This is a genomic window from Frankia sp. KB5 (genome assembly GCF_002099325.1).
Taxonomy (GTDB): domain Bacteria; phylum Actinomycetota; class Actinomycetes; order Frankiales; family Frankiaceae; genus Frankia; species Frankia casuarinae.
This window is the reverse complement of sequence record NZ_MRUJ01000098.1, coordinates 19,627-39,659: the sequence shown is the minus strand read 5'-3', so window position 1 is coordinate 39,659 and position 20,033 is coordinate 19,627. Positions and strand designations below refer to the sequence as shown.

Annotated in this window: 12 protein-coding genes and 1 riboswitch; of the genes, 9 read left to right on the top strand and 3 right to left on the bottom strand. The window is 72.8% G+C overall.

The window, feature by feature from the left end; translation table 11 throughout:
- Positions 1-93 precede the first annotated feature (93 nt).
- The 8 genes from KBI5_RS11065 (at position 94) to KBI5_RS11030 (ending at position 8,686) form a co-directional block, all read left to right on the top strand.
- Complete coding sequence (locus tag KBI5_RS11065) at positions 94-639, top strand: alpha/beta hydrolase (RefSeq protein WP_347272493.1); 546 nt, start codon at positions 94-96, stop codon at positions 637-639.
- Positions 640-1,171: 532 nt separating this feature from the next.
- Positions 1,172-1,370: riboswitch (cyclic di-AMP (ydaO/yuaA leader) on the top strand.
- Positions 1,371-1,861: 491 nt separating this feature from the next.
- Complete coding sequence (locus tag KBI5_RS11055; protein ID WP_085015179.1) at positions 1,862-2,611, top strand: peptidoglycan-binding protein; 750 nt, start codon at positions 1,862-1,864, stop codon at positions 2,609-2,611.
- A 257-nt stretch (positions 2,612-2,868) separates the two neighbouring features.
- The gene (locus KBI5_RS11050; RefSeq protein ID WP_241882821.1) at positions 2,869-3,705 is read left to right on the top strand and encodes an AfsR/SARP family transcriptional regulator; all 837 of its coding nucleotides are present in this window, start codon (positions 2,869-2,871) and stop codon (positions 3,703-3,705) included.
- A 193-nt stretch (positions 3,706-3,898) separates the two neighbouring features.
- Positions 3,899-4,009: a lasso RiPP family leader peptide-containing protein gene (locus KBI5_RS27785; protein ID WP_023840805.1), complete on the top strand. Its 111-nt coding sequence runs from the start codon at positions 3,899-3,901 to the stop codon at positions 4,007-4,009.
- Positions 4,006-5,862 carry an asparagine synthase-related protein gene (locus tag KBI5_RS11045; RefSeq protein WP_236701491.1) on the top strand — a complete coding sequence of 619 codons (1,857 nt, stop codon included), beginning with the start codon at positions 4,006-4,008 and terminating at the stop codon, positions 5,860-5,862. Before KBI5_RS27785 ends, KBI5_RS11045 begins: the two co-directional genes overlap by 4 nt.
- Before the next feature lie 22 nt (positions 5,863-5,884).
- On the top strand, positions 5,885-6,202 hold the full coding sequence (locus KBI5_RS11040) for a lasso peptide biosynthesis PqqD family chaperone (RefSeq protein WP_035911061.1): 318 nt from the start codon (positions 5,885-5,887) through the stop codon (positions 6,200-6,202).
- A complete protein-coding gene (locus KBI5_RS11035) occupies positions 6,199-6,747 on the top strand; it encodes a lasso peptide biosynthesis B2 protein (protein WP_313950025.1) in 549 nt (182 codons plus the stop codon). The genes KBI5_RS11040 and KBI5_RS11035 overlap by 4 nt, the downstream gene beginning before the upstream one ends.
- A complete protein-coding gene (locus KBI5_RS11030) occupies positions 6,725-8,686 on the top strand; it encodes an ABC transporter ATP-binding protein (protein ID WP_085015177.1) in 1,962 nt (653 codons plus the stop codon). The genes KBI5_RS11035 and KBI5_RS11030 overlap by 23 nt, the downstream gene beginning before the upstream one ends.
- A 39-nt stretch (positions 8,687-8,725) precedes the next feature.
- On the opposite strand, the gene KBI5_RS11025 is transcribed toward KBI5_RS11030, so the two are convergent.
- Together KBI5_RS11025 and KBI5_RS11020 are read right to left on the bottom strand one after the other, a co-directional pair.
- Entirely contained in the window at positions 8,726-10,222 is a 1,497-nt protein-coding gene (locus KBI5_RS11025; RefSeq protein ID WP_011437367.1) for an acyl-CoA synthetase, read from the bottom strand.
- A gap of 80 nt (positions 10,223-10,302) precedes the next feature.
- Positions 10,303-16,596 (bottom strand): type I polyketide synthase, encoded by a 6,294-nt coding sequence (locus KBI5_RS11020; RefSeq protein WP_085015176.1) that lies wholly within the window; start codon positions 16,594-16,596, stop codon positions 10,303-10,305.
- 945 nt (positions 16,597-17,541) lie between these two features.
- Between KBI5_RS11020 and cbiE the strand changes: the two genes are divergently transcribed.
- The gene (gene cbiE, locus KBI5_RS11015) at positions 17,542-18,933 is read left to right on the top strand and encodes a precorrin-6y C5,15-methyltransferase (decarboxylating) subunit CbiE (RefSeq protein WP_347272494.1); all 1,392 of its coding nucleotides are present in this window, start codon (positions 17,542-17,544) and stop codon (positions 18,931-18,933) included.
- Between the two features lie 45 nt (positions 18,934-18,978).
- On the opposite strand, the gene KBI5_RS11010 is transcribed toward cbiE, so the two are convergent.
- Complete coding sequence (locus tag KBI5_RS11010) at positions 18,979-19,887, bottom strand: FCD domain-containing protein (RefSeq protein WP_011437364.1); 909 nt, start codon at positions 19,885-19,887, stop codon at positions 18,979-18,981.
- Between the last annotated feature and the right edge of the window lie 146 nt (positions 19,888-20,033).

The window sequence follows — 20,033 nt, the reverse complement described above, 5'->3', positions numbered from 1 at the left end:
TCATACTTTCATCCGCGCCCCCGTGGATATGTGGGGGGGCCGGGAACCCGTTACTGGCCCAGTGGTGATCCCACCCACTCGAGAAGAGCCAGTGTGGTCCTTCTTCCCGGTCGTGGAGAATCCGCCGAACATTTCGAGGGCCTAGCTTTCCGGCTCGCGCTCGACGGCTATCAGGTGACGTTTCTCGACCATGGGAGAGACACCGTCCTCGCCCTTGGTGAGGCGCGTGCCCCCGATGGTCCGTTCGTCCTGCTGGGTTCGGACAGCGGGGCCCTGCGGGCGTTGGTCGGCGCCGGTTCGCCAGCGGTCCGGCCGGATGCCCTCGTGTTGCTCGACCTRCCGCTGGTGTACCGGAAGATCGCGGGCGAGGATCCGGGACAACCGATCCCACGGTCGCTTCCCGACCTGCCGATCCTGTTGCTCCATGCCGAGCGCGACGAGGTCAGCCCGCTTGCGCTGGCGCGCATGATGACGCGGACCGCGCGCCGGGCCCGGCTGGCGTCGCTGCCCGGGGGGCATGGCGTGCTCGCCGGCCCCGGCCGGCGTGCGGTCGGCGCGCAYATCCTGCTGTTCCTCGAGAATCTCCGTGTCTCGCGGCTGGCCCCACGGCAACGGCAGCGGGACCGGTCGGTCGACTGATCTCGCCCGGTGCCGGGCGCGCCCGCGTGCCGGTCCGATCGGGGTGTGCCTTCGCGGGAGGCCCAACCGCTCAGCAGGTGTTTCCTCGGCGGGTGCCGGCGCGAATCACGCGAATCCGCGGGTCAGTCGTCCGTCCCGTACCGCATCGTCCGTTTTTCAACGGCGCAGGCTTCGAGCCGCAGGCTCGAAGCCTGCGCCGTTCGCGTTTGCGTACCCGTCCGCACGCCACCCGACCCCCGGGCCAGGCTTCCCGCTTGCCGTGGTTGCCGGGGTTGGGTTGCCGGACGGCCGGGCGGTCCCGGTGACTACCGGACCTCGTGGCCACCGGTCCCCGTCTCGACAGACCGGCCATATCGCCAAGATCCGGTCGTGACGGGTGATCTGCGTCGCTACCGGTAGCTGCTATTGATGTCCGAGAGTTGCGGCATCGCAGCGTTATGCACGCATCGTGACCAACATGCGCCCAGATTCGGCACAACTCGTACTTGTCACTACGGTCTGTAGTTCGCTACGGTTGCGGGGTATCAACAGCTCCGGGCCGACGCCGAGTTCTGTCCACGGTCCGCAGCTCCCTCCGAGAGATCTTGGGCAGAAGCGGGGGAACCACGTTCCTCCGGGTGGCTCGTTGCGGGCCACCCTTGGGGTTAAGCCGTTACGCGCACGCCGCGGAAACGGCCGGGCTTCCCGGCCCGAACCCGACAGCTAACCTCGCAGGCGTACGGGAAGGACTCGACGTTGCCTGTGTTTCAGGAACGCTCGGCTCCGGTCTTCTGGACCGTGACGCCGTTCGGCGCGACCCGCGGTGCGTCCCCGCCATACGGGGCGCCGTTCTCGCCCTGACGTCTTCGCGAGAACGTGCCATCCGGTCGGTGCCCGTACCGGCCGATCGCGCTGACGCGCCATACCACCAGCTCGGCTGAAAGCCACCCGGCCTCGTCGTCTGTGGTCGGCTGACCCCTGCCGTCCACCGGGCCCRCCAGGCCTGGAACGGAATGACCACGGCCGCCTGCCGTGCTGTTCAGCCCATCGACCCCGGGATCCCCAGGGCGCGTCGATCGGTCGTCCCCGGTCGTCCCCGGACGGCCTCTCGGCGCACCGGCAGACCGGCACTGGGTGCTGCCCTTCTCCAGCGCGGTCGTCTCCGCTCGCCCTCCTTCGAGCGGCATCCCTCCCCTCGATCACCCGTCTGTGTTCGACGACACCGAAATGAGATGTCAAAGAAATGGCCAAGGGAAAGCATCGGAAACGTTCCACCCGGACCCGGGGCGCCGTTGTCGCCGCCGTCGGTGTGATCGGCGCCGGCGCCGGCATGTTCGCCACCGCGAGCCCGGCCAGGGCCGCCACCACGGTCCCCGATGTGACGATCGCCAGCGCGGCCGCGAACGCGGGACTGCCCGGCTGCCGCGGCGTTCCGCTGGCCACCTGGGTCGCGGTGGCTCTTGCGGAGTCCGGCGGCAACCCCTACGCCCACGCCACCTACGGCGAGGACTCGCGCGGCCTGTGGCAGATCAACATGCGGGCCCACGCCGGCTGGGTGGGTAACCGCAACCTCTACGACCCGGCCGTCAACGCCTGGGCGGCGAAGAAGGTCTGTGAAGGCCAGGGCATCACCGCCTGGAGCGCCTACACCAACGGCCTGCACTACCGCTACCTGGCCCGGGGACAGGCGGCGGCGGCGGCCGTCTCGCGCGGCGTGCGGTTCACGAACATCTCCTACTCCTCGCTGRCTGCCCCGGTGCGTGCGGCCGTGGTGGCACCCGCGGCCCGCTACCCGTCGCTGGCCGTCGGCCTCGGGTTCCGCCTCGACGTCCACCAGATCCAGAAGAGGCTCGCCAGCCTTGGYTACCCGATCAGCGTGGATGGGAAGTTCGGGTACCAGACCAACCACATGGTCAAGGACTTCCAGCTGAAGCACGGTCTGGTGGTTGACGGGATCGTCGGACCGCAGACGCGGGCGAAGCTCGGGATCTGACTCTGATCGAGGCCCGCCGACCGGGCTCCGCTGCCGCCGGCCGGTGTTCCCGACCCGCCCGAGGGCGCTGCTCGATATCCGCACGCACCGGATGACTACCCGGGGTGAGGTGGGGGTATTCAGCCACCGGGCCAGCACCCGGCCGGGAGCACCGGGTCGGGAGACGGCATCGGCCCGGGCGGGACCAGCCGGCCCGCACGKGACCAGCCGGCCCGCACGGGAAAACCGAAACGGGGGCCCGATCGATGAGAGCCACGATGCTCGACGACTACCTACCTGAGGCGAGTCCGAACGCATCCTCCGTGACCGGGGCCGGTCTCCTGTTCGCGGTCCTGGGGCCGCTGGAGGTGCGGCGATCCTCGGGCGAGCAGGTCCGCATCGACCAGCGCAAGAAGCGCATACTGCTGCTGACCCTGCTGCTGCACGCCGGCCAGTGGGTGAGTGTGGACGGGATGCGGCTCGCGCTCTGGCAGGATGCCCCGCCGCGCTCCGCCGGGGGCAACATCAAGACTTATCTCTCGGAGCTGCGGCACACCCTCCGGCCGCCCCTGGACACGTCCGGAGCCGGGGGGAACGGCCCCGGGCRCATCGAGAGCCGGCCGGGGGAGTACCGCCTGGTCGTCRCGTCCGGTGAGATCGACGCTAAGCGGTTCGAATCGGCCGCCGAGCAGGGCCGCGCCGCCGTGCGCGCCGGCTCGCCGGAACGCGCCGCCGGGTTTTTCGAAGGCGCCCTCGCGCTGTGGCGGGGGGACGCCTTCGACGAGCTCCCGGCGGAGATCGCGGGCGCGGAGGTCCTCCGGCTGGAGGAGGCTCGCTGGGCGGTGTGCGAGGACCTGATCGACGCCCGCCTGGCCCTCGGCGAGTACGACCGGGTGCTGCCGACCCTGCGGGCGCTCACGGTCGAACATCCGACCCGGGAACGTCTCTGGGCCCAGCTGATCCTTGCGTTGGAACACACCGGCCGGCGGGCCGAGGCACTGGCCGAGTACCAGACGGTCTACCGGCGGCTGGTGACCGAACTCGGGATCGAGCCCGGTGTCGAACTGCGGCGTGCCCATCAGCATGTACTGAATCCGGACTCGTGGGTCACCTGATGCCACGGCCGTGCCGGCCGAGTCGTGCGCCGGAAGTCAGCTGAACCGCCAGTGAACCCGGCGGGGGAATTTCAACCATACGGGCTGGACCAGCCGGCCGGCGCCCGGGCCACGCGCGCGGCGCCGCCGTGTATCGCCACCGGGGCGCACGCCACCGGGGCGAGGGCGCGCGGAAACCGCTGAGGAGAAGACGATGAAGGCTATCTACCTCCCCCCGCGACTGGAAGATGCCGGCAGCTTCGCCGCAGTGACGAACGGCCGCTGGGGCTGGGGGCGTGACTACTCCTGGCGGCGTTTTGCGTGACGGCGGCCGGGGTGGCGGTGGTCCCGATTCCGTCCTGCTGGTTTCTGGTGCTGGCCGACCGTGATCCCGTCGTGCGTCCGCCGGGGGCTCGTCGCATGCTGCGGTATGCCTCCGGGCGGCCGTGGATCGTCGGCAACTGGCCGGACGATGCCATGGTCAGTGCCGTCGCCGGGCGCTCGCGGCTGGCCCTGATCGGGTGTGCCGCGACCAACGCGCGACAGCTCCTGCGGCTGCTTCTCTCGGCCCGTGACGTGCACGCTCTCGACCTCGCGCGCGCCGTGGCCGGCGACTACCACGTGATCGCCGAAATCGACAGCCACCGTCGCGTCCAGGGCAGCCCGACGGGAACCCGGCGGGTCTTCACCGCCCGGTTGGGCAGCCACCTGGTCGCCGCCGACCGCGCCGACGTGCTTGCCCGGCTCACGGGCGCCCCGCTGAACCGGACGGCGCTGGCTTTGTCGCTGCTCGACCCGTCACCGCCCCATCCGCTCGATGACCTGGTGCTCTGGGAGTCGATCGACGCGCTGCCCCCGGATCACTACCTTCTCGTCGGCCCTGACGAGAAGGCCACCGTCCTGCGGTGGTGGCGTCGACCGGCACCGGTGCGGTCCCGCACGGAGGGGGCGCCGACCCTGCGGGCGGCTCTCGCCGAGGCCGTGGCGGCGCGGGTCGCCGGCGGCGGGACAGTGAGCTGTGATCTGTCGGGCGGACTGAGCTCCACCTCGGTGTGCTGCCTGGCCGCGCGCGGCCCCGCCGACGTGGTCGCGCTCACCGGGATCGCCCCCGATCCCGGTGACGACGACGCCGCGCGGGCCGCGGCCACGCTCCCTGGCGTCACGCGCGAGATCCTGCCCGCCGCCGGGCTTCCCCTCGTTTACGACGGCATCGCCGACGCCGACGAACCGCTCGACCGGCCGTTCGTCGGCATCGGCGACCGGGCGAAGCTGCGCGCGGGTCTTGACCGGGTCGCGCTGTACGGGCCGCGGGTGCACCTCACCGGGTTCGGTGGTGACGAGGTCGCCTACGGCTGTCCCGCCTACCTCCCCCGGTTGTTGCGCCGCCGGCCCCGGCGGGCGCTGCACGACCTGCGCGGACACCGAGCGCAGGAGGGCTGGCCGTGGATGGCGTGCCTGCGAATGATGCGCCCGCGCGGCTACCGGGACTGCCTCGCCGACATGGCCGATGCGCTCGACCAGGCCCGCCGTGCCACGGTCGGCCACGCGCGCCGTCCGGCCGGTTCCGGCCGATCCCACCCGGGCGTCCTGGCCTCGCTCGACTGGGCCTTTCCGCCTGTGGTCCCGGGTTGGCTCACGCCGACGGCCCTCGACTTGCTGGCCGGAGCGTTCGCGGAGGCCGTCCGGCGCGCCCGGCCGCTGGCCGAGACCCGGGACGGCCACGCCGATCTCTTCGCCATCCGCGCTGGCGCGGCGGTGTTCCGGTTGTTCGACCAGCTCGCCGATCCGGTCGGCCCGCCGCTCGCCGCACCCTTCCTCGACGAGCGGGTGGTCCGGGCGGTGCTGGCGGTGCGGCCCGAAGAGCGCACCGGTCCGTGGGAGTACAAACCGCTACTGCAGGAGGCCATGCGCCGGCTGGTGCCGCAGGAATGCCTGCGCCGCGAGACCAAGGCGGATACCGCCGCCGAGGAGGATCAGGGCCTGCGCACCAGCCAGGACGTCCTGGTGAAGCTGTGCGATGACAGCCCGTTGGCCGATCTCGGCCTGATCGAGTCGGACGCGCTGCGCCAGGCGTGCCGATCTTCGTCCGTACCTGGTCATCGCCACCAGGCGCTGCGACCGACGTTCGCGGCGGACGCGTGGCTGCGGGTGCTCGCGAGCCGGCGGGGCCCTGACTGAGCTACCGGAGGAGTGAGTGATCATGGTGACGCTGCGGCCTGACGTGGTGCGGGCGCCGACCCAGTACGGAGCGGTGCTCCTCCATATCGACAACGGCCGATACTGGACCCTCAACCCCTCGGGTGACCTGGTGCTGCGGATCCTGCTCGACGGCGGTGACACGGCAGCCGCCGTCCGCGGGCTGTGTGAGACCAGCGAGGTTGACCCGGAGACGGCGCGCCGCGACGTGGAGGGTCTGCTCGCCCAACTCGCGGACGTGGGCCTCATCGAGGCCGAGCCCGAGTCCCGATGGTCACCCGAGACCGAGGCGGTCTGCGATCCCCGGACGCGGGCCCGGTGACCGCGCCGATGGTGGTCGAGCGGCCGGAGGCGAAACCGTCCCTCGCTCGTCGGCTCGGCGCGCTGGTCGCCGTGGGGATCGCGCGGGTGCTCGCGACCCAGTCGCCGGCCCGCATCTGCCGGGTGCTCACGGGGGTGGGCGCGGGCGCCCGCCCGGCCGACTATGGCACCGCGCTCGCCGCCCGGCAGGCGGTGACAGCCGTGAGCCTCACCTGCCGCGGCGCGCGGGGCTGTGTTCCCCGCTCGATAGCGACCGCCCTGCTGTGCCGGTTGACCGGAACGTTCCCGACGTGGCGTGTGGGGGTGCGCACCATCGCGCCGTTCGCCGCGCACGCGTGGGTCGAGGCGGACGGAGTGATCGTCGGGGAGTCGATGCCGGCAGGCTACCTGCGGCCGCTGCTCAGCGTCGGTCCGGGAACGGTAACCGGGCCGCGTCGCGTGGGCTGGCTCCGTCGCGTGGGCGGGCTCCGTGGGAGTGGCGGGCTCCGTGGGAGTGGCGGGCTTCGGGGAAGGGGCGTGCCTCGTGACGAGGGCGTACGTCGTTGAGGGGGRGGGCCGGGGAGCTGCCCGGGGGCCTGCGTCGCGGGGCGTCACGGAACTCTGGGCGCTGCTGCGCGGCCGTCGCGGGGCGGTGGCGATCGCCACGGCGCTGACCGTGGTTGGCACCGCCGTCGGGGTGCTCCAACCGCTGCTCGTGATGCGGGTGATCGACGCCGCGCAGGCGGGGGGTGTTCCCGGCTGGCTCATCGGGGCGCTGCTGGGTCTGTTCGTCGGCCAGGCGGTGATCGACACCGCCGGGCACTACCTGCTCGAGCGCGTCGGCCAGGGCGTCCTGCTCGGCCTGCGCACCAGCCTGATCGGCCACCTGCTGCGGCTGCGCATGCGGGTGTTCGACACGCGGCGGATCGGGGATCTGATCTCCCGTGCGAACACCGACACGACCGTGGTGCGGGAGGCGGTGGCGTACAGCTTCACCGCCCTGGTCACCAGCGTGATCGGCGTCGTCGGCGCCGTCGCCCTGATGATCTGGTTGAACCCCTGGCTGTTCCTGCTCGTGCTCGGGGTGGTGGCGGTGGCCGGGGTCGTGGTACTCGGCGCGCTGTCCCGGATCAGGACGGTGTCCGAACGTGGGCAGGCCAGCGTCGGCGGCATGACCGCCGACCTGGAGCGCGCCCTCGCCGCGATCCGTACCGTGCGGGCGAACCGCGCCGAGGGGCGGGAGGCCGCGCGCATCGGCGACCACGCCGCGGCCGCCTACCAGGCCGGCCTCCGGATGGCGAAGCTGGACTCGATCATCGCCCCCGCGATGCAGCTCGCGGTGCAGGGAAGTGTGCTGGTCGTGCTCCTGGTCGGCGGGGTCCTGGTGGCGCGCGGTTCGGCCTCGCTCGGCAGCCTGGTCGCCTTCCTGCTGTATGCCACCTACCTGGTGATGCCGTTGTCGCAGCTCATCGAGGCGGCGGCGACCATCCAGCGGGGGATGGGGGCGCTGTCGCGGGTCAACGCGGTGTTCGCGCTGCCCCGGGAAGGCGACGACGAGTCCGTGCGCGGTCCGCTGCGCACCGTCGCGGTCGTGGCCCCCGGCGGGACGCGCCCGCCGGCACCATTGTCGCCCTTGTCCTCGTCGCGAGTGTCGTCCTCGTTCTCGTCACGAGGGGAGACGCCGAACCCGCGGGCGCCGTCGATCGAGTTCCGTGACGTCTGGTTCGGCTACGCGCAGACGCCAGTGCTGCGCGGGGTGTCGTTCACGGTGCCGTCTCGCGGGCACGTCGCGCTGGTCGGGCCGTCCGGTGCCGGCAAGTCCACCATCCTGGAGCTTGTCGAGCGCTTCTACGAGCCGGACGCCGGAATGATTCTGTTCGCCGGCCACGACGTCCGCGCGATGCCCCGCGCGACCGCCCGGGGGTGGGTCGGGCTGGTCGAGCAGAACACCCCGGTGCTGCACGGCAGCCTGCGGGACAACATCACCTATGCGGCGCCGGATGCGACCGAGGAGCAGATCGCCGCGGTCCTGGCCACGGCGGGGCTGCGGGACTTCACCGACCGGCTGCCCGAGCGGCTCCGGACTCCGGTCGGTGATCATGGTGTGCTGCTCTCCGGCGGGGAACGGCAGCGGGTCGCGATCGCCCGCGCGCTGCTCGCTCAGCCCGCGGTGCTGCTCCTGGACGAGCCCACGGCCCAGCTGGACAGCGTCAACGAGCAGGCGCTCACTCGCGCGATGAGCCGGATCGCCGCCGAGCGGGCACTGCTGGTCATCGCCCACCGGATCTCCACGGTGCGGGCCGCGGATTTCATCCTCGTGCTGAACGAGGGCCGCGTGGTCGCGCAGGGCTCGCACGAGGAGCTGATGGCGACCAGCGCGTTCTACCGCGGCCTCGCCACGGGCCTGCCGGCCGGTCCCGCCAGCCCCGCCAGCCCCGCCGGGCCGGTCAGCCCGCCAGAGCGCGGGCGAGCCGGGACCGCAGGGCCTCCCGCCCCGGTGAGGTGAGCGCTTCGAGCCCGCTCTCCTCGACGCCGTGACCTGCACTCAGGGCGTTTCCGGGGGAGCCAGGGCGGACTTGCGGATCTTGCCCATCGAGTTGCGGGGGAGCTCGGCCACCAGGTGGATCTCCCGGGGCCGCTTGTGGATGGACAGCTCCCGCGCCACGAAGTCGATGAGCGCCTCGCTCGCCGTCTCGTTTGCCGTCTCGCTCGGTGTCCCGTCCGACGCCCTGCCCGGTATCCCGCCTGGTGCCCCGCCCGCCGCACCGGCCAGGTCGGGGGCGACGACGAAGGCGGCGATGCGCTGCCCGAGGTCGTCGTCCGGCAGCCCGACGACGGCGGCCTCGCGCACGGCCGGGTGGGCCAGCAGTACGGCCTCGACCTCGCCCGCGCCCACCCGGTAACCGCCGCTCTTGATGAGGTCGGTGGATCGGCGCCCGACGATTCGGTGGTGGCCGTCCGGGGCGACGACCGCGGCGTCACCGGTGCGGAACCAGCCGTCCGCGGTGAACGACGCGGCGGTGACCTCCGGGCGCCCCAGGTACCCGTCGAACAGGGTGGCACCGCGGACCTGCAACTCGCCGATGCTCTCCCCGTCCGCGGGCAGCTCGGTCCCCGTCTCGTCGTCCACGAGCCGGGCCCGCACCCCCGGCAGGGTGGTACCGACCCAGCCCGCCCGGCGCTCCCCGTCCGCCCGGGCGCTGATGGTGATCAACGTCTCGGTCATCCCGTACCGTTCGATCGGGGCGAGGCCGGTGAGCCCGGTGAGCCGGTCGATCACCGGCCTCGGCAGGGGGGCACTGCCCGAGACGAGCAGCCGGGCCGAGACCAGGGCGCGGGCGGTGGTCGGATCGTCGCAGACCCGGGACCACACGGTCGGCACGCCGAAGTACAGGGTCCCCCCGGCCGCCGCGTACGCCGTCGGGGTCGGGCGGACGGTGTGGATCAACCGGCTGCCGACCCGCAGCGCCCCGAGCACACCCAGGACCAGGCCGTGGACGTGGAACAGCGGCAGCCCGTGCACGAGCGTGTCCTCGGGCGTCCAGGCCCAGGCGTCGGCGAGGGCGTCCAGATCGGCGGCGATGGCCGGGGCGGACAGCACCACGCCCTTGGGGGCTCCGGTCGTCCCGGAGGTGTAGAGGATGAGCGCCGGTCCGGTTTCCCCGGACCCGGACCCGGAGCCGGAGCCGGCAGACCCCGACCGTGCGGTGAGATCGACCGGCACGGTGGGGATCGCGAGGTTGTCCCAGGCGGGCCTGCCGAGCAGCAGGGCGGCGCCCGAGTCGCGCAGGATGTGACCGCGTTCCCGCGGCCCGGAGTCAGGCGGCACGGGTACCGCCGGCACCCCGGCGAGCAGGCAGCCGACGACCGAGACGACGGTGGCCATCGTCGCCTCGGCGTGCACGGCCACCGCCGGCGCGCCGGCCACCCGACCGGCGACGACGGACGCGGCCGCGAAGAGCTCTGCGCGGGTGAACTCGACCTCCCCGACCCGGACGGCGGGGCCGTCGTGCTCGCCGGCAGGCAGTGGGAGCAGGGTCACTCCGTCATGCTCCCATGGCCGAACCCGTCAACGCTCAGCTCCGCCCAGACCGCCGCCGAGGTGCGGTGCGCGTCGATGCATCAGCGCCGCTCCAGTTCTGTGGGCCGCTCCAGTTCCGTGGGCCGCTCCAGTTCTGTGAGCCACTGGTGGAGGACCGCGGCGGTGGAGGCGGCGTGTTCGTTCATCATCGTCTGGTGATTGCCGGCGGCGTCGAGCCTTTCGTGCTCCATCACCCAGTCGGTCACCCAGGCCTGGCCCTCCCCGTCGGGGTTCTCGGCGACCGCCTGCTGGGGCATGCGCTCCATCGCCCGGACGAGGACGACCGGCGCGTTGACGGCGGTCGGCCGCCAGCCCTCGAACAGGTCCAGGTAGGCGCCCTGCGCGGTGACCTGTGCCTCCGTCATCAGCGCGAAGGCCTGGTCGTTGAGGGCGACGCCGCGAAGCTCCTCCTGGATGTCACCCTCGGGGATGCGGTCCCCGGGCAGCCACGTGTCGAGCAGCACCACCGCCCTGGGGTGGATCCCGCGGGTCTCCAGCCGGGCCGCGATCGCATGTGCCAGCCAGCCACCCGAGGAGTAACCCGCTAGCACGAGGGGGATCTCGTCGAACGCCCGGGCGATGGTCTCGGCATGCAGGTCGACGACGAGATCCGCGGTGGCCGGAAGYAGCTCCCCGTCGCCGAATCCGGGATGCGGCAGCGCGTACACGTCCCGCCGGCCATGCAGGTGCAGGGCGAGGCGGGCGAAGTTGTGCGGTCCCGACGGGGCAACCATCGAGGGCAGGCAGACGATGGTGGGCCTGGCCGGACCCGAGGCGAGTCTCACCGGCGCGGCGGGCGCGCCGAAGGCCTCGACGGTGCGGAAGACGGGCCTGAGCCGGGCGGCGGCCCGCAGGACACCGACGCCCTCGGCGAACTTGCCGTCCGTGCACGCCTGCCGGTACAGCTCGCGCACGCCGATCGGCGCGACCTGCGTCCCGGCCCGCGCGGGGGGTCCGCCGGGCACGATGTCCGGGTGCCGCTGGGTGGCGAGGGTGGCAAGGGTATCGAGATGGCGGGTGAGCTCGCAGACCGTCGGATGCTCGAAGACGACGGGCGTGGCCAGGGTGAGGCCGGTGGCGGCGGCCAGTCGGCGGCTGAGCTGAACCGAGGCCAGTGAGTCGAAGCCGAGTTCGAGGAAGCGGCGCTGCGGGTCCACGTCGTCGGGCGACGGGTACCCGAGGATGGCCGCGGCCTCCGCCCGCACGAGGTCGAACAGCGCGCGGGCGCGGGCAGGCCCGGGCAGCGTCCCGTAGTCCACCCGGGCGGGGGGCGCGTCGGTGCCGGTCGGGTCGGCGTCCCCCTCGGGTCCGGCCGTCGTGGACCGGCTCCATAGATCGTCGAAGAAACGCCCGGGGCGGGCGGCGGTGAAGGGTGGGAGGAAGCGCTCCCAGTCGACGTCGGCGACGGTGAGCGCGGCCTGCCCGCCCGCGACCGCCCGGGTGAGCGCGGTGACCGCCGCGTCGGGGGGCAGCGGGGTCAGGCCACGGCGGCCCAGGTAGTCACGGAACGTGGCCTCGGCGCCCATTCCGGCATCGGCCCACGGGCCGAACGCGACAGAGGTGGCGGCGAGACCAAGCGCGTGCCGCCGCGCGGCGAGGGCGTCGAGGTAGGCGTTGCCCGCGCTGTAGGCGGCCTGGCCGCCACTGCCCCAGGTCGCCGACACCGACGAGAACAGGACGAAGGCCTCCAGCCTGGTGCCGCTGGTGTCGCTGGTGCCGGTGATCCCGTCGGTGTCGCTGGTGTCGCTGGTGCCGGTGATCCCGCCGGTGCCGTCGAGTAGCCGGTCGAGGCCGGCGGCGCCGGCGACCTTTCCGGCCACGACCTCCGCGAACTCCCCGAGATCGAGTTTGTGTAGGGCGGTCACCTGCCCCATGACACCGGCCGCGTGCACGACGGCGGACACCGGCCGGCCCGCCTTGGCCAGTCTCCGCAGCAGGGCGGCGAGCTGTTCGTGCTCTCCCACGTCGCAGGCCTCGATGGTCGCCTCGGCGCCGAGGGCGGCGAGTTCGGCGCGTAGGTCCTCCGCCCCCGCAGCCGCGGGGCCACGGCGGCTGACGAGGACGATCCGGCGCGCACCGTCGCGGGCGAGCCGGCGGGCGGCATGCGCGCCGAGGGCGCCGGTGCCACCGGTGATCAGGACCGTGCCGTGAGGCCGCCACGCTGGCGGGACGGTGTCGGTCGGTGCACCGACGGTGTTGTCTGCTGCACCGACGGTGTCGGCTCTGACGAGGCGGGGTACCAACAGCCCGGTGGCACGGGCGGCGAGCTGGTCCTCGCTACCGGGGGCGGTGAGGGCGGAGCCGAACCACGCCAGCGTCKGATCGTCGAGGTTGGTCGGGATGTCGATCAGACCGCCCCAGGCGTCGGGGTCCTCCAGGGCGAGGGCGCGGCCGAGTCCCCACATCATGGCCTGGTCCGGGGTGGTGACGGGGTCGTCGGGACCGGTGGTGACCGCGCCGCGGGTGACGCACCACAGCGGTGCGGACACGTCGAGGTCGTGTAGCGCCTGGACGAGCGGGACGGTGAGGGCGAGCCCGGTGGTCAGCGCCGGATGGATGCGGTGCGGCGTGTCGTCGAGGGCGAGCAGGGACAGGACGCCGCGTACCGCCTGCACCGTCTTCTTCCCGGCGGGGCCGCCGCCCGACGGCGGTATGGCGCCCGACGGCGGTATGGCGTCGGGCAGCGGTATGGCGTTCGACAGCAGCGCCGCGACCCGGGCGCGGTCGGCGTCGTCGCCGGTGAGGGTGAGGGTGACGGCCGTGCCGCCGAGGCGTTCGATGATCCAGCAGATGCGGGAGAGCATGTCCTCGTCGACGGCGGCGGCCGGGGTCAGCACCGGCCACACGCCGGACAGCGGTGGCGTCGCGGTGGCCTGGGCCGTCACGGCGATGGCCTGGGCCGTCACGGCGGTGGTGACGTCCTCGGAGTCCAGGGGCCGCCACTCGGTGCGGTAAGACCAGCCGTCCGGGTCCGCCGCGCGGGCCGTCCCGACGGTCGGGCTACGGGGCGCGGGGACAGCGGTGGTCCCGTCGAGCCAGTAGCGCCTGCGCTGGAACGGGTAGGTGGGCAGCTCCCGGTGCCGGGCGCCGCGTCCCCGGTACAGGGCGCGCCAGTCGACGTCGACGCCGTGGACGTGCAGCTCAGCCAGGGCGGTGAGGAGGGTGTCGGGTTCGGGGCGGCCGGCGCGGGACGCCGCCGCGGCCACCGTGTCCCGGGCGTCGCGGGTGTTCTGGGCGTCCCGGGTGCTTTGGGTGCTTTGGGTGCGCTGGGTCTTCTCGGTGCGCTGGGTCTTCTCGGTGCGCTGGGTCTTCTCGGTGCGCTGGGCGTCGGCGGCTAGGCAGGCCGGCAGGAGCGCGGTCAGGACGGCGTCGGGACCGAGTTCGAGGTAGGCGACGGCGCCTTCGCGGTGCAGGCGACGGGCGGCGTCGAGGAAACGGACGGGTTCGCGGACGTGGCGTACCCAGTGGTCGGGGGTGGTGAGCCCGGCCTGGAGGTCGAGGTCGCCGGTCCGGGTGGAGACGACGGGGATGGCCGGCGGGGAGTAGGTGATCTTCTCGGCGACGGCTCGGAACCGGTCGAGCATGTCGTCCATGTGCGGGGAGTGAAAGGCGTGGCTGACCGTCAGCCGCCTGATGGCGCGGCCGCGCTCGGCCCAGCCGACGGCGACGCGTTCGACGAGGTCGGCGTCGCCGGCGATGACGGTGGCGCTCGGGCCGTTGACGGTGGCGATCTCGACCCGCCCGGCGAGTCCGGCGAGGGACTCGGCGACCTCCGCCTCGCCGGCGCGGATGGCGGTCATGGCTCCGCCGGCGCGGCAGGCCTGCATGAGCCGGCCGCGGGCCGCGACGAGAGCGCAGGCGTCGTCGAGGGTCCACACTCCGGCGACGTGGGCGGCGGTGAGCTCGCCGATGGAGTGCCCGGCGAGGATCCCCGGGGCGAGACCCCAGGATTCGAGGAGCCGGAACAGCGCGGTCTCGAAGGCGAACAGCGCGGGCTGGGTGTACTCGGTGCGGTCGAGCGCCGCCGCGCCCGGGGAACCGGCGGGGGCGAACATGACGTCGCGCAGTGGGTGTTCGAGATGCGGCGCAAAGTGGGCACAGACGTCGTCGAGGGCGTTGGCGAAGACCGGGTAGGTCGCATGGAGTTCGCGGCCCATCCCGGGGCGTTGGCTGCCCTGGCCGGTGAACAGGAAGGCGGTTGCCCCCCGGGCGGTTCCGCTTCGGCGGAGCGCCGGTCGGACCGTGCCCAGGACCAGCCCGGCGCTGGGACGGGCCTCGGCCAGAGCAGCCAGGGTCCCGGTCAGGGTCCCGGTCCCGGTCAGGTGTGTGCCGCTGCCGCACGCCGCCGATCCGCGGACGACGGCGACGGCACGGTGCTCGAAGTGGGTGCGACCCGCCATGGTGTATCCCGCGTCCAGGGGAGAGATCTCGGGATGGCGCTCCAGGTGCGCGCCGAGCCGGGCGGCCGCCGAACGTAGCGCCGCGTCGCAGCGGCCGGACAGGACGACAGGCACCGGGGCGCTCGCCGGGTTCTCTCCGGCGCGGTCCGCACCCATGGCGTCCGTTCCCGGCCCGGGTGGTGCTTCCTCGATCACGGCGTGAGCGTTGGTGCCGCTTACCCCGAACGCCGACACCGCCGCCCGTCGCGGCCGGCCGTCCCGGCGCTGCCAGGGGACGTTTCCAGTGAGCAGGGCGACGTCGCCCGCCGACCAGTCCACGTGCGGGGACGCCTCGCGCACGTGCAGGGTCCGCGGCAGGACGCCGTGCCGCATCGCCTGCACCATCTTGATGATCCCGGCGACGCCGGCGGCGGCCTGGGTGTGGCCGATGTTCGACTTCAGGGACCCGAGGTAGACGGGCCGCCGTGCCGCACGGTCCTGGCCGTAGGTGGCTCGGTCCTGGCCGTAGGTGGCAATGACGGCCTGGGCCTCGATCGGGTCACCGAGCGTCGTGCCGGTGCCGTGCGCCTCCACCGCGTCGACGTCGGCGGYGCGCAGCCCGGCGTTGGCCAGCGCCTGGCGGATCAGGCGCTGCTGGGACAGGCCGTTCGGCGCGGTCATCCCGTTGCTGGCGCCGTCCTGGTTGATCGCGGTGCCACGCAGGACCGCGAGGACGTGATGGCCGTTACGGCGGGCGTCGGAAAGCCGTTCCAGCAGCAGCACGCCCGCGCCGTCGGCCCAGCCGGTGCCGTCGGCGTCGGCGGAGAACGCCTTGCAGCGCCCGTCCGACGCCAGGCCCCGCTTGCGGCTGAACTCCACCAGGATCCCTGGGGTCGACATCACGGTCACCCCACCGGCCAAGGCGAGGTCGCATTCGCCGGCCCGCAGCGCATGGCCGGCCAGATGCACCGCCACCAGGGACGAGGAACACTGGGTGTCGATGGTCAACGCGGGCCCTTCCAGGCCAAGCGTGTAGGAGACGCGGCCGGCGATCACGCCGGAGGCGTTGCCGGTGAGTAGTTGTCCCTGGGCTTCGGCGGGCGCCGCATGCCAGGCGGGGCCATAGTCCTGCAGCGACACCCCGGTGAAGACGCCGGTCCGGCTGCCCCGCAGCGACCGTGGGTCGATGCCCGCGTGCTCCAGCACCTCCCAGGAGATCTCCAGCATCAGCCGCTGCTGCGGGTCCACGGCATGTGCCTCGCGCGGACCGATACCGAAGAATCCCGGGTCGAACAGCGCGATGCCGGGCAGGAACCCGCCATGGCGGGTGTAGGCGGTGCCAGGCTGATCGGGATCAGGATCGTAGAGCGCGTCGAGGTCCCAGCCCCGGTCGTCGGGCAGGCCGCCGACGGCATCCCGGCCCTCTCGCACCAGGTCCCACAGGGCTTGCGGTGAGTCGACGCCGCCGGGCAGCCGGCAGGCCATGCCGATGATGACTACGGGATCATGGCCCCGGAACGGCTCCGAGCCGACCTCGCCGGTGGCAGGAACGGCGGTGGCCGGCGGGACGGCCGCGGGGACGGCGGCGGGGACGGCGGCGGGCTCGTCGATACCCAGCAACTCACGGCGCAGATGGTCGGCGAGGGCCTCGGGGGAGGGCCGGTCGAACAACAGCGTCGCGGGCAGGCGCAGACCCGTCGCAGCGGACAGTTCGTCTCGCAGCCGATCGGCGATGCCGCGGTACACCCCGAGACCACGCCAGGAGGACTCCCGGCCGAGGATGGCCGCGTCGCCGCTGCGCTCGGTCAGCACGGCGACCCGGCCGGCTATCAGGTCCAGCAGGAGCTCGCGCTGGGCCGTCTCCGATCGGCCGGTCAGCCGCAGACGCCACGCCTCGCTCGCCCCACCACCGGTGCCGCGCGGCGATCGTGCCTGGATTTCGCGCGTATCGCGCATGCAAACTCCCAGCGTCCTATGCAATGAGGAAACGACGCGTCGGCGACAGCCGCGTCCGTCGCCGGGCGTTCGCCTTCGTTCGTTTCGGCCACGGGTCGACGGACAACGAAGAAGGCCGCCACGGACCAAAGCCAGGGCCAGCCGTCAGCGCTCGGTACGGAGTGGGACAAAGTCCCGGAAAGCCGGGGCCGAGAACGACTTGGAATATCTCCTCTGGACGCGGAAGGGCATGGCTCAGGCAACCGGCGAGGAGTCGGAGCGCGGAGCCGTCCGCTCTCCGTAGAGAGTGTGACGCCCCCATCTCCTCAGGGTACGACCATGCCGGCCGGGGTGCGTGTCGTCGGTCACGTGTGAACAAGCATGAACGCCATGGTGCCCGACGCTGCGTTTGGGCTTCAAACGTCCTGGCGCGATCGGGCCATGTGAGAATTTACCCGGCCATCCTATGCGCAGGTCCCGGAGCGCTCCTGGTACCTTGGCGTACAGATGTCTGCTCTTCCTGTTCCTGGGTTCGTAGGTGATCAGGACTTCGAAGGCCACACCGATCGCGGAGCCGGCGTGCAACGTGTCGGGGATCGCATTTCACCAGGAATTGCTACCCGATACGGCGGTGATTTTCCATCCCATGGCCGCCGGCGGCCGCCGTGCCCGGCGGCGGCTGATATACCCGCGGACCGCTGCCGCRGCTCGGTGGTGGGACGCGGTCGCGGGGCAGGTGGCGGAGGTCGCCGACCAGGCCTGTCCGGACGAGGCGCACAGCTATTCTTGATCCTCCTGGCCGACGCGCTACGCTCGCCTGTTGTGTCCGACACTGYCGCCACGTCGGCGACCGATACTGCCGCCACGTCGGCGACCGCGCCCGGATCCGGTGACGTCACCGGATCCGGGTCCCCCGGGCCGGTGAGTTCCGCCGACTCCAGCTTCGCCGACTCCATCCCCTCCGCTGTGCGCGTCACCGTGGTAGGTATCGGGGCCGACGGCTGGGCGGGGCTGGCGCCGACGGCACGTGAGGTGGTGCGCGGGGCCGCCGTGCTGTTCGGCGCCGATCGCCAGCTTGCCCTCGTGCCCGAAAGGATCGACGGCCAGCCCGTTGGAGGCCGGCGGGTGTCGTGGCCGTCCCCGCTGCTGCCGGCCCTGCCCCGCCTGCTGGCCGGGCACGCCGGCACCGGCGCTCAGGCGGGGCAGGGTGAGCTCTGTGTTCTCGCGAGTGGTGATCCGATGTTCTTTGGGATCGGCACCACTCTGGTCCGGCTGCTGGGAGCGCACCGGGTGCGGGTCCTGCCCCATCCTTCGTCGCTCTCCCTGGCCTGCGCGCGGCTCGGGTGGGCCGTGGACGACGTTGACGTGGTGAGCGCGGTCGGACGTCCCCTCGCGCAGGTGCAGGCCGCACTGGCGCCGCGTCGACGGCTGCTCGTCCTCAGCTCCGACCGGGCCACGCCCGTCGAGTTCGCCACCTTGCTCGTCGGGCGCGGGTACGGCGAGAGCCTGCTGACGGTTCTCGACCGGCTCGGGGGGCCGGACGAGGCGTACCAGAGCGCCCCCGCCTCCGCCTGGGTCGAGGCCGGTGCCCGGGCCTGGGTTCGGGCACCGGCCGCCGTGGAGCACCCGGGCGGGGCCGCCTCGGCCGTGCCGCCGGGGTCAGCTGTGTCGCAAGGGTCGGTCGTGCCGCAGGTGCCGTTGCGCGAGCCGGCGGACCTCAACGTCGTCGCCGTCGAGCCGGTGCCCACGCCGTCCGCCCCGCACCGCTCGCGGACGCCGGGCTTGCCTGATGACGCGTTCGAGCACGACGGTCAGATCACCAGGCGGGAGATCCGGGCGGTGACCCTGGCCCGGCTCGGACCGGTCCCGGGCGAACTGCTGTGGGACGTCGGATCGGGCTCGGGCAGCATCGCGATCGAGTGGATGCGCACCCATGGCACCTGTCGCGCGATCGCGATCGAGCCGCGGGCGGAGCGCGCCGACCGGATCCGGCGCAATGCCACGGCTCTCGGCGTGCCGGCGCTGCGGATCGTGCCCGGCCGGGCGCCCGAGGCCCTGGCCGGGCTGCCGGCGCCGGATGCGGTCTTCATCGGGGGCGGCCTCACGACCCCCGGGCTGCTCGACGCCTGCTGGGCGGCGCTGGGCGGACGTGGCCGGCTCGTCGCCAACGCCGTCACCCTCGAATCCGAGGCGCTCCTCGTCTCCTGGCATGCCCGCCTGGGCGGTGATCTGGTCCGGTTGTCAGTGAGTCGGGCGGCCCCGATCGGTGGCTTCACCGGATGGCGCCCGGCGAGGCCGGTGACCCAGTGGACGGTGTGGCCCGCCGCCCACCGATCCGTCGATCCGTCGAAAATGTAGAAGGTTGACGGTCTCCAGAGCGTGCCCAACCCTCTACAGTTCGATTCAGCCGAGCAGGTCCAGCACGCACCGGTCGGCCGGACCGCCGGGGATCGCGTGGTCGGGGGCGGCGAGGTGCCGGTGCCAGAGATCGGCGGCGCCCTGCGTGTCGCCGGCCTCGATGAGGTCGATGAGCGTGGCGTGGATCCGGCGGGTCGCACGGGCGGACGATCGGTCATCGGCGGCGACCGCGGCAAGGCTGGTCTCCTCCGGACGGTTGTCGGCACCGGGGTGACCGCCGTGGCTGTTTGTGAGCTCCACGAGATGCAGGAGCATCCCGGTGATCACGGTCAGTGACTTGTTTCCGGTCAGCTCCACCACGGCCAGGTGAAAGGCGGCCTGGGCCGAGGCGAGCGCGACGGGATGGTCGGCGGCCTCGTCACCCTCGTGGAGGAGCTGGCGCAGCCGGGCGACGTCGGCGGGATCACGCCGTTCGGCGAGCAGCGCCGCGCACGGCGGCTCGATGACGGCACAGGCCTGGTGGACGTCGCCCAGGGTGGCGCCGCGGTGTTCGAGGACGAGACCGGCGTAGCGCGCGGCAACCTCGGGGCTCGGGGTGTGGACCCGCGCGCCGCCGTGGGCCCCGCGCCGCACGAAGATCAGCGCTTCCGCCTCCAGCACCCGGAACGCCTCGCGCAGGGTGGGGCGCGAGACTCCGAACTGCGCCATCAGCGTGGGTTCGGGCGGTAGGGCGTCACCCTCGCTGAGCTCGCCGCGGATGATCCGCCGCCGCAGCTGGCTGGCGACGAGTTCCGCGGTCTTGGGTACCCGCACCCGCTGGCCGACCGGGGACGCGGCGGCCGGGACGTGGGCGGGCGAGACCGGGGGCGCCGGGTTCGGGGTGGCCTCCGTGGTGGATGCCCCGGCGACGGACGTGCCCGGGATGGTTCCCGCCGGAGCGGCTGGCCATGCCATGAGCGGTCCTCCTGCACGGCGGGCGTCGATTGTTGCCTAATGATCGTCGGATATCGGTGGACTGTGTGGCATATTTATGTTAACAGACGACGATTCGTCCGGATTGTCGGCATCGTGGCCTCGACATCATGCGTGTCGAAAGAGTG

Coding starts and splice junctions, on each gene's coding strand:
- KBI5_RS27785 (WP_023840805.1), top strand. CDS start 3,899: ATGAAGGCTATCTACCTCCCCCCGCGACTGGAAGATGCCGGCAGCTTC.
- KBI5_RS11040 (WP_035911061.1), top strand. CDS start 5,885: ATGGTGACGCTGCGGCCTGACGTGGTGCGGGCGCCGACCCAGTACGGA.
- KBI5_RS11010 (WP_011437364.1), bottom strand. CDS start 19,887: ATGGCATGGCCAGCCGCTCCGGCGGGAACCATCCCGGGCACGTCCGTC.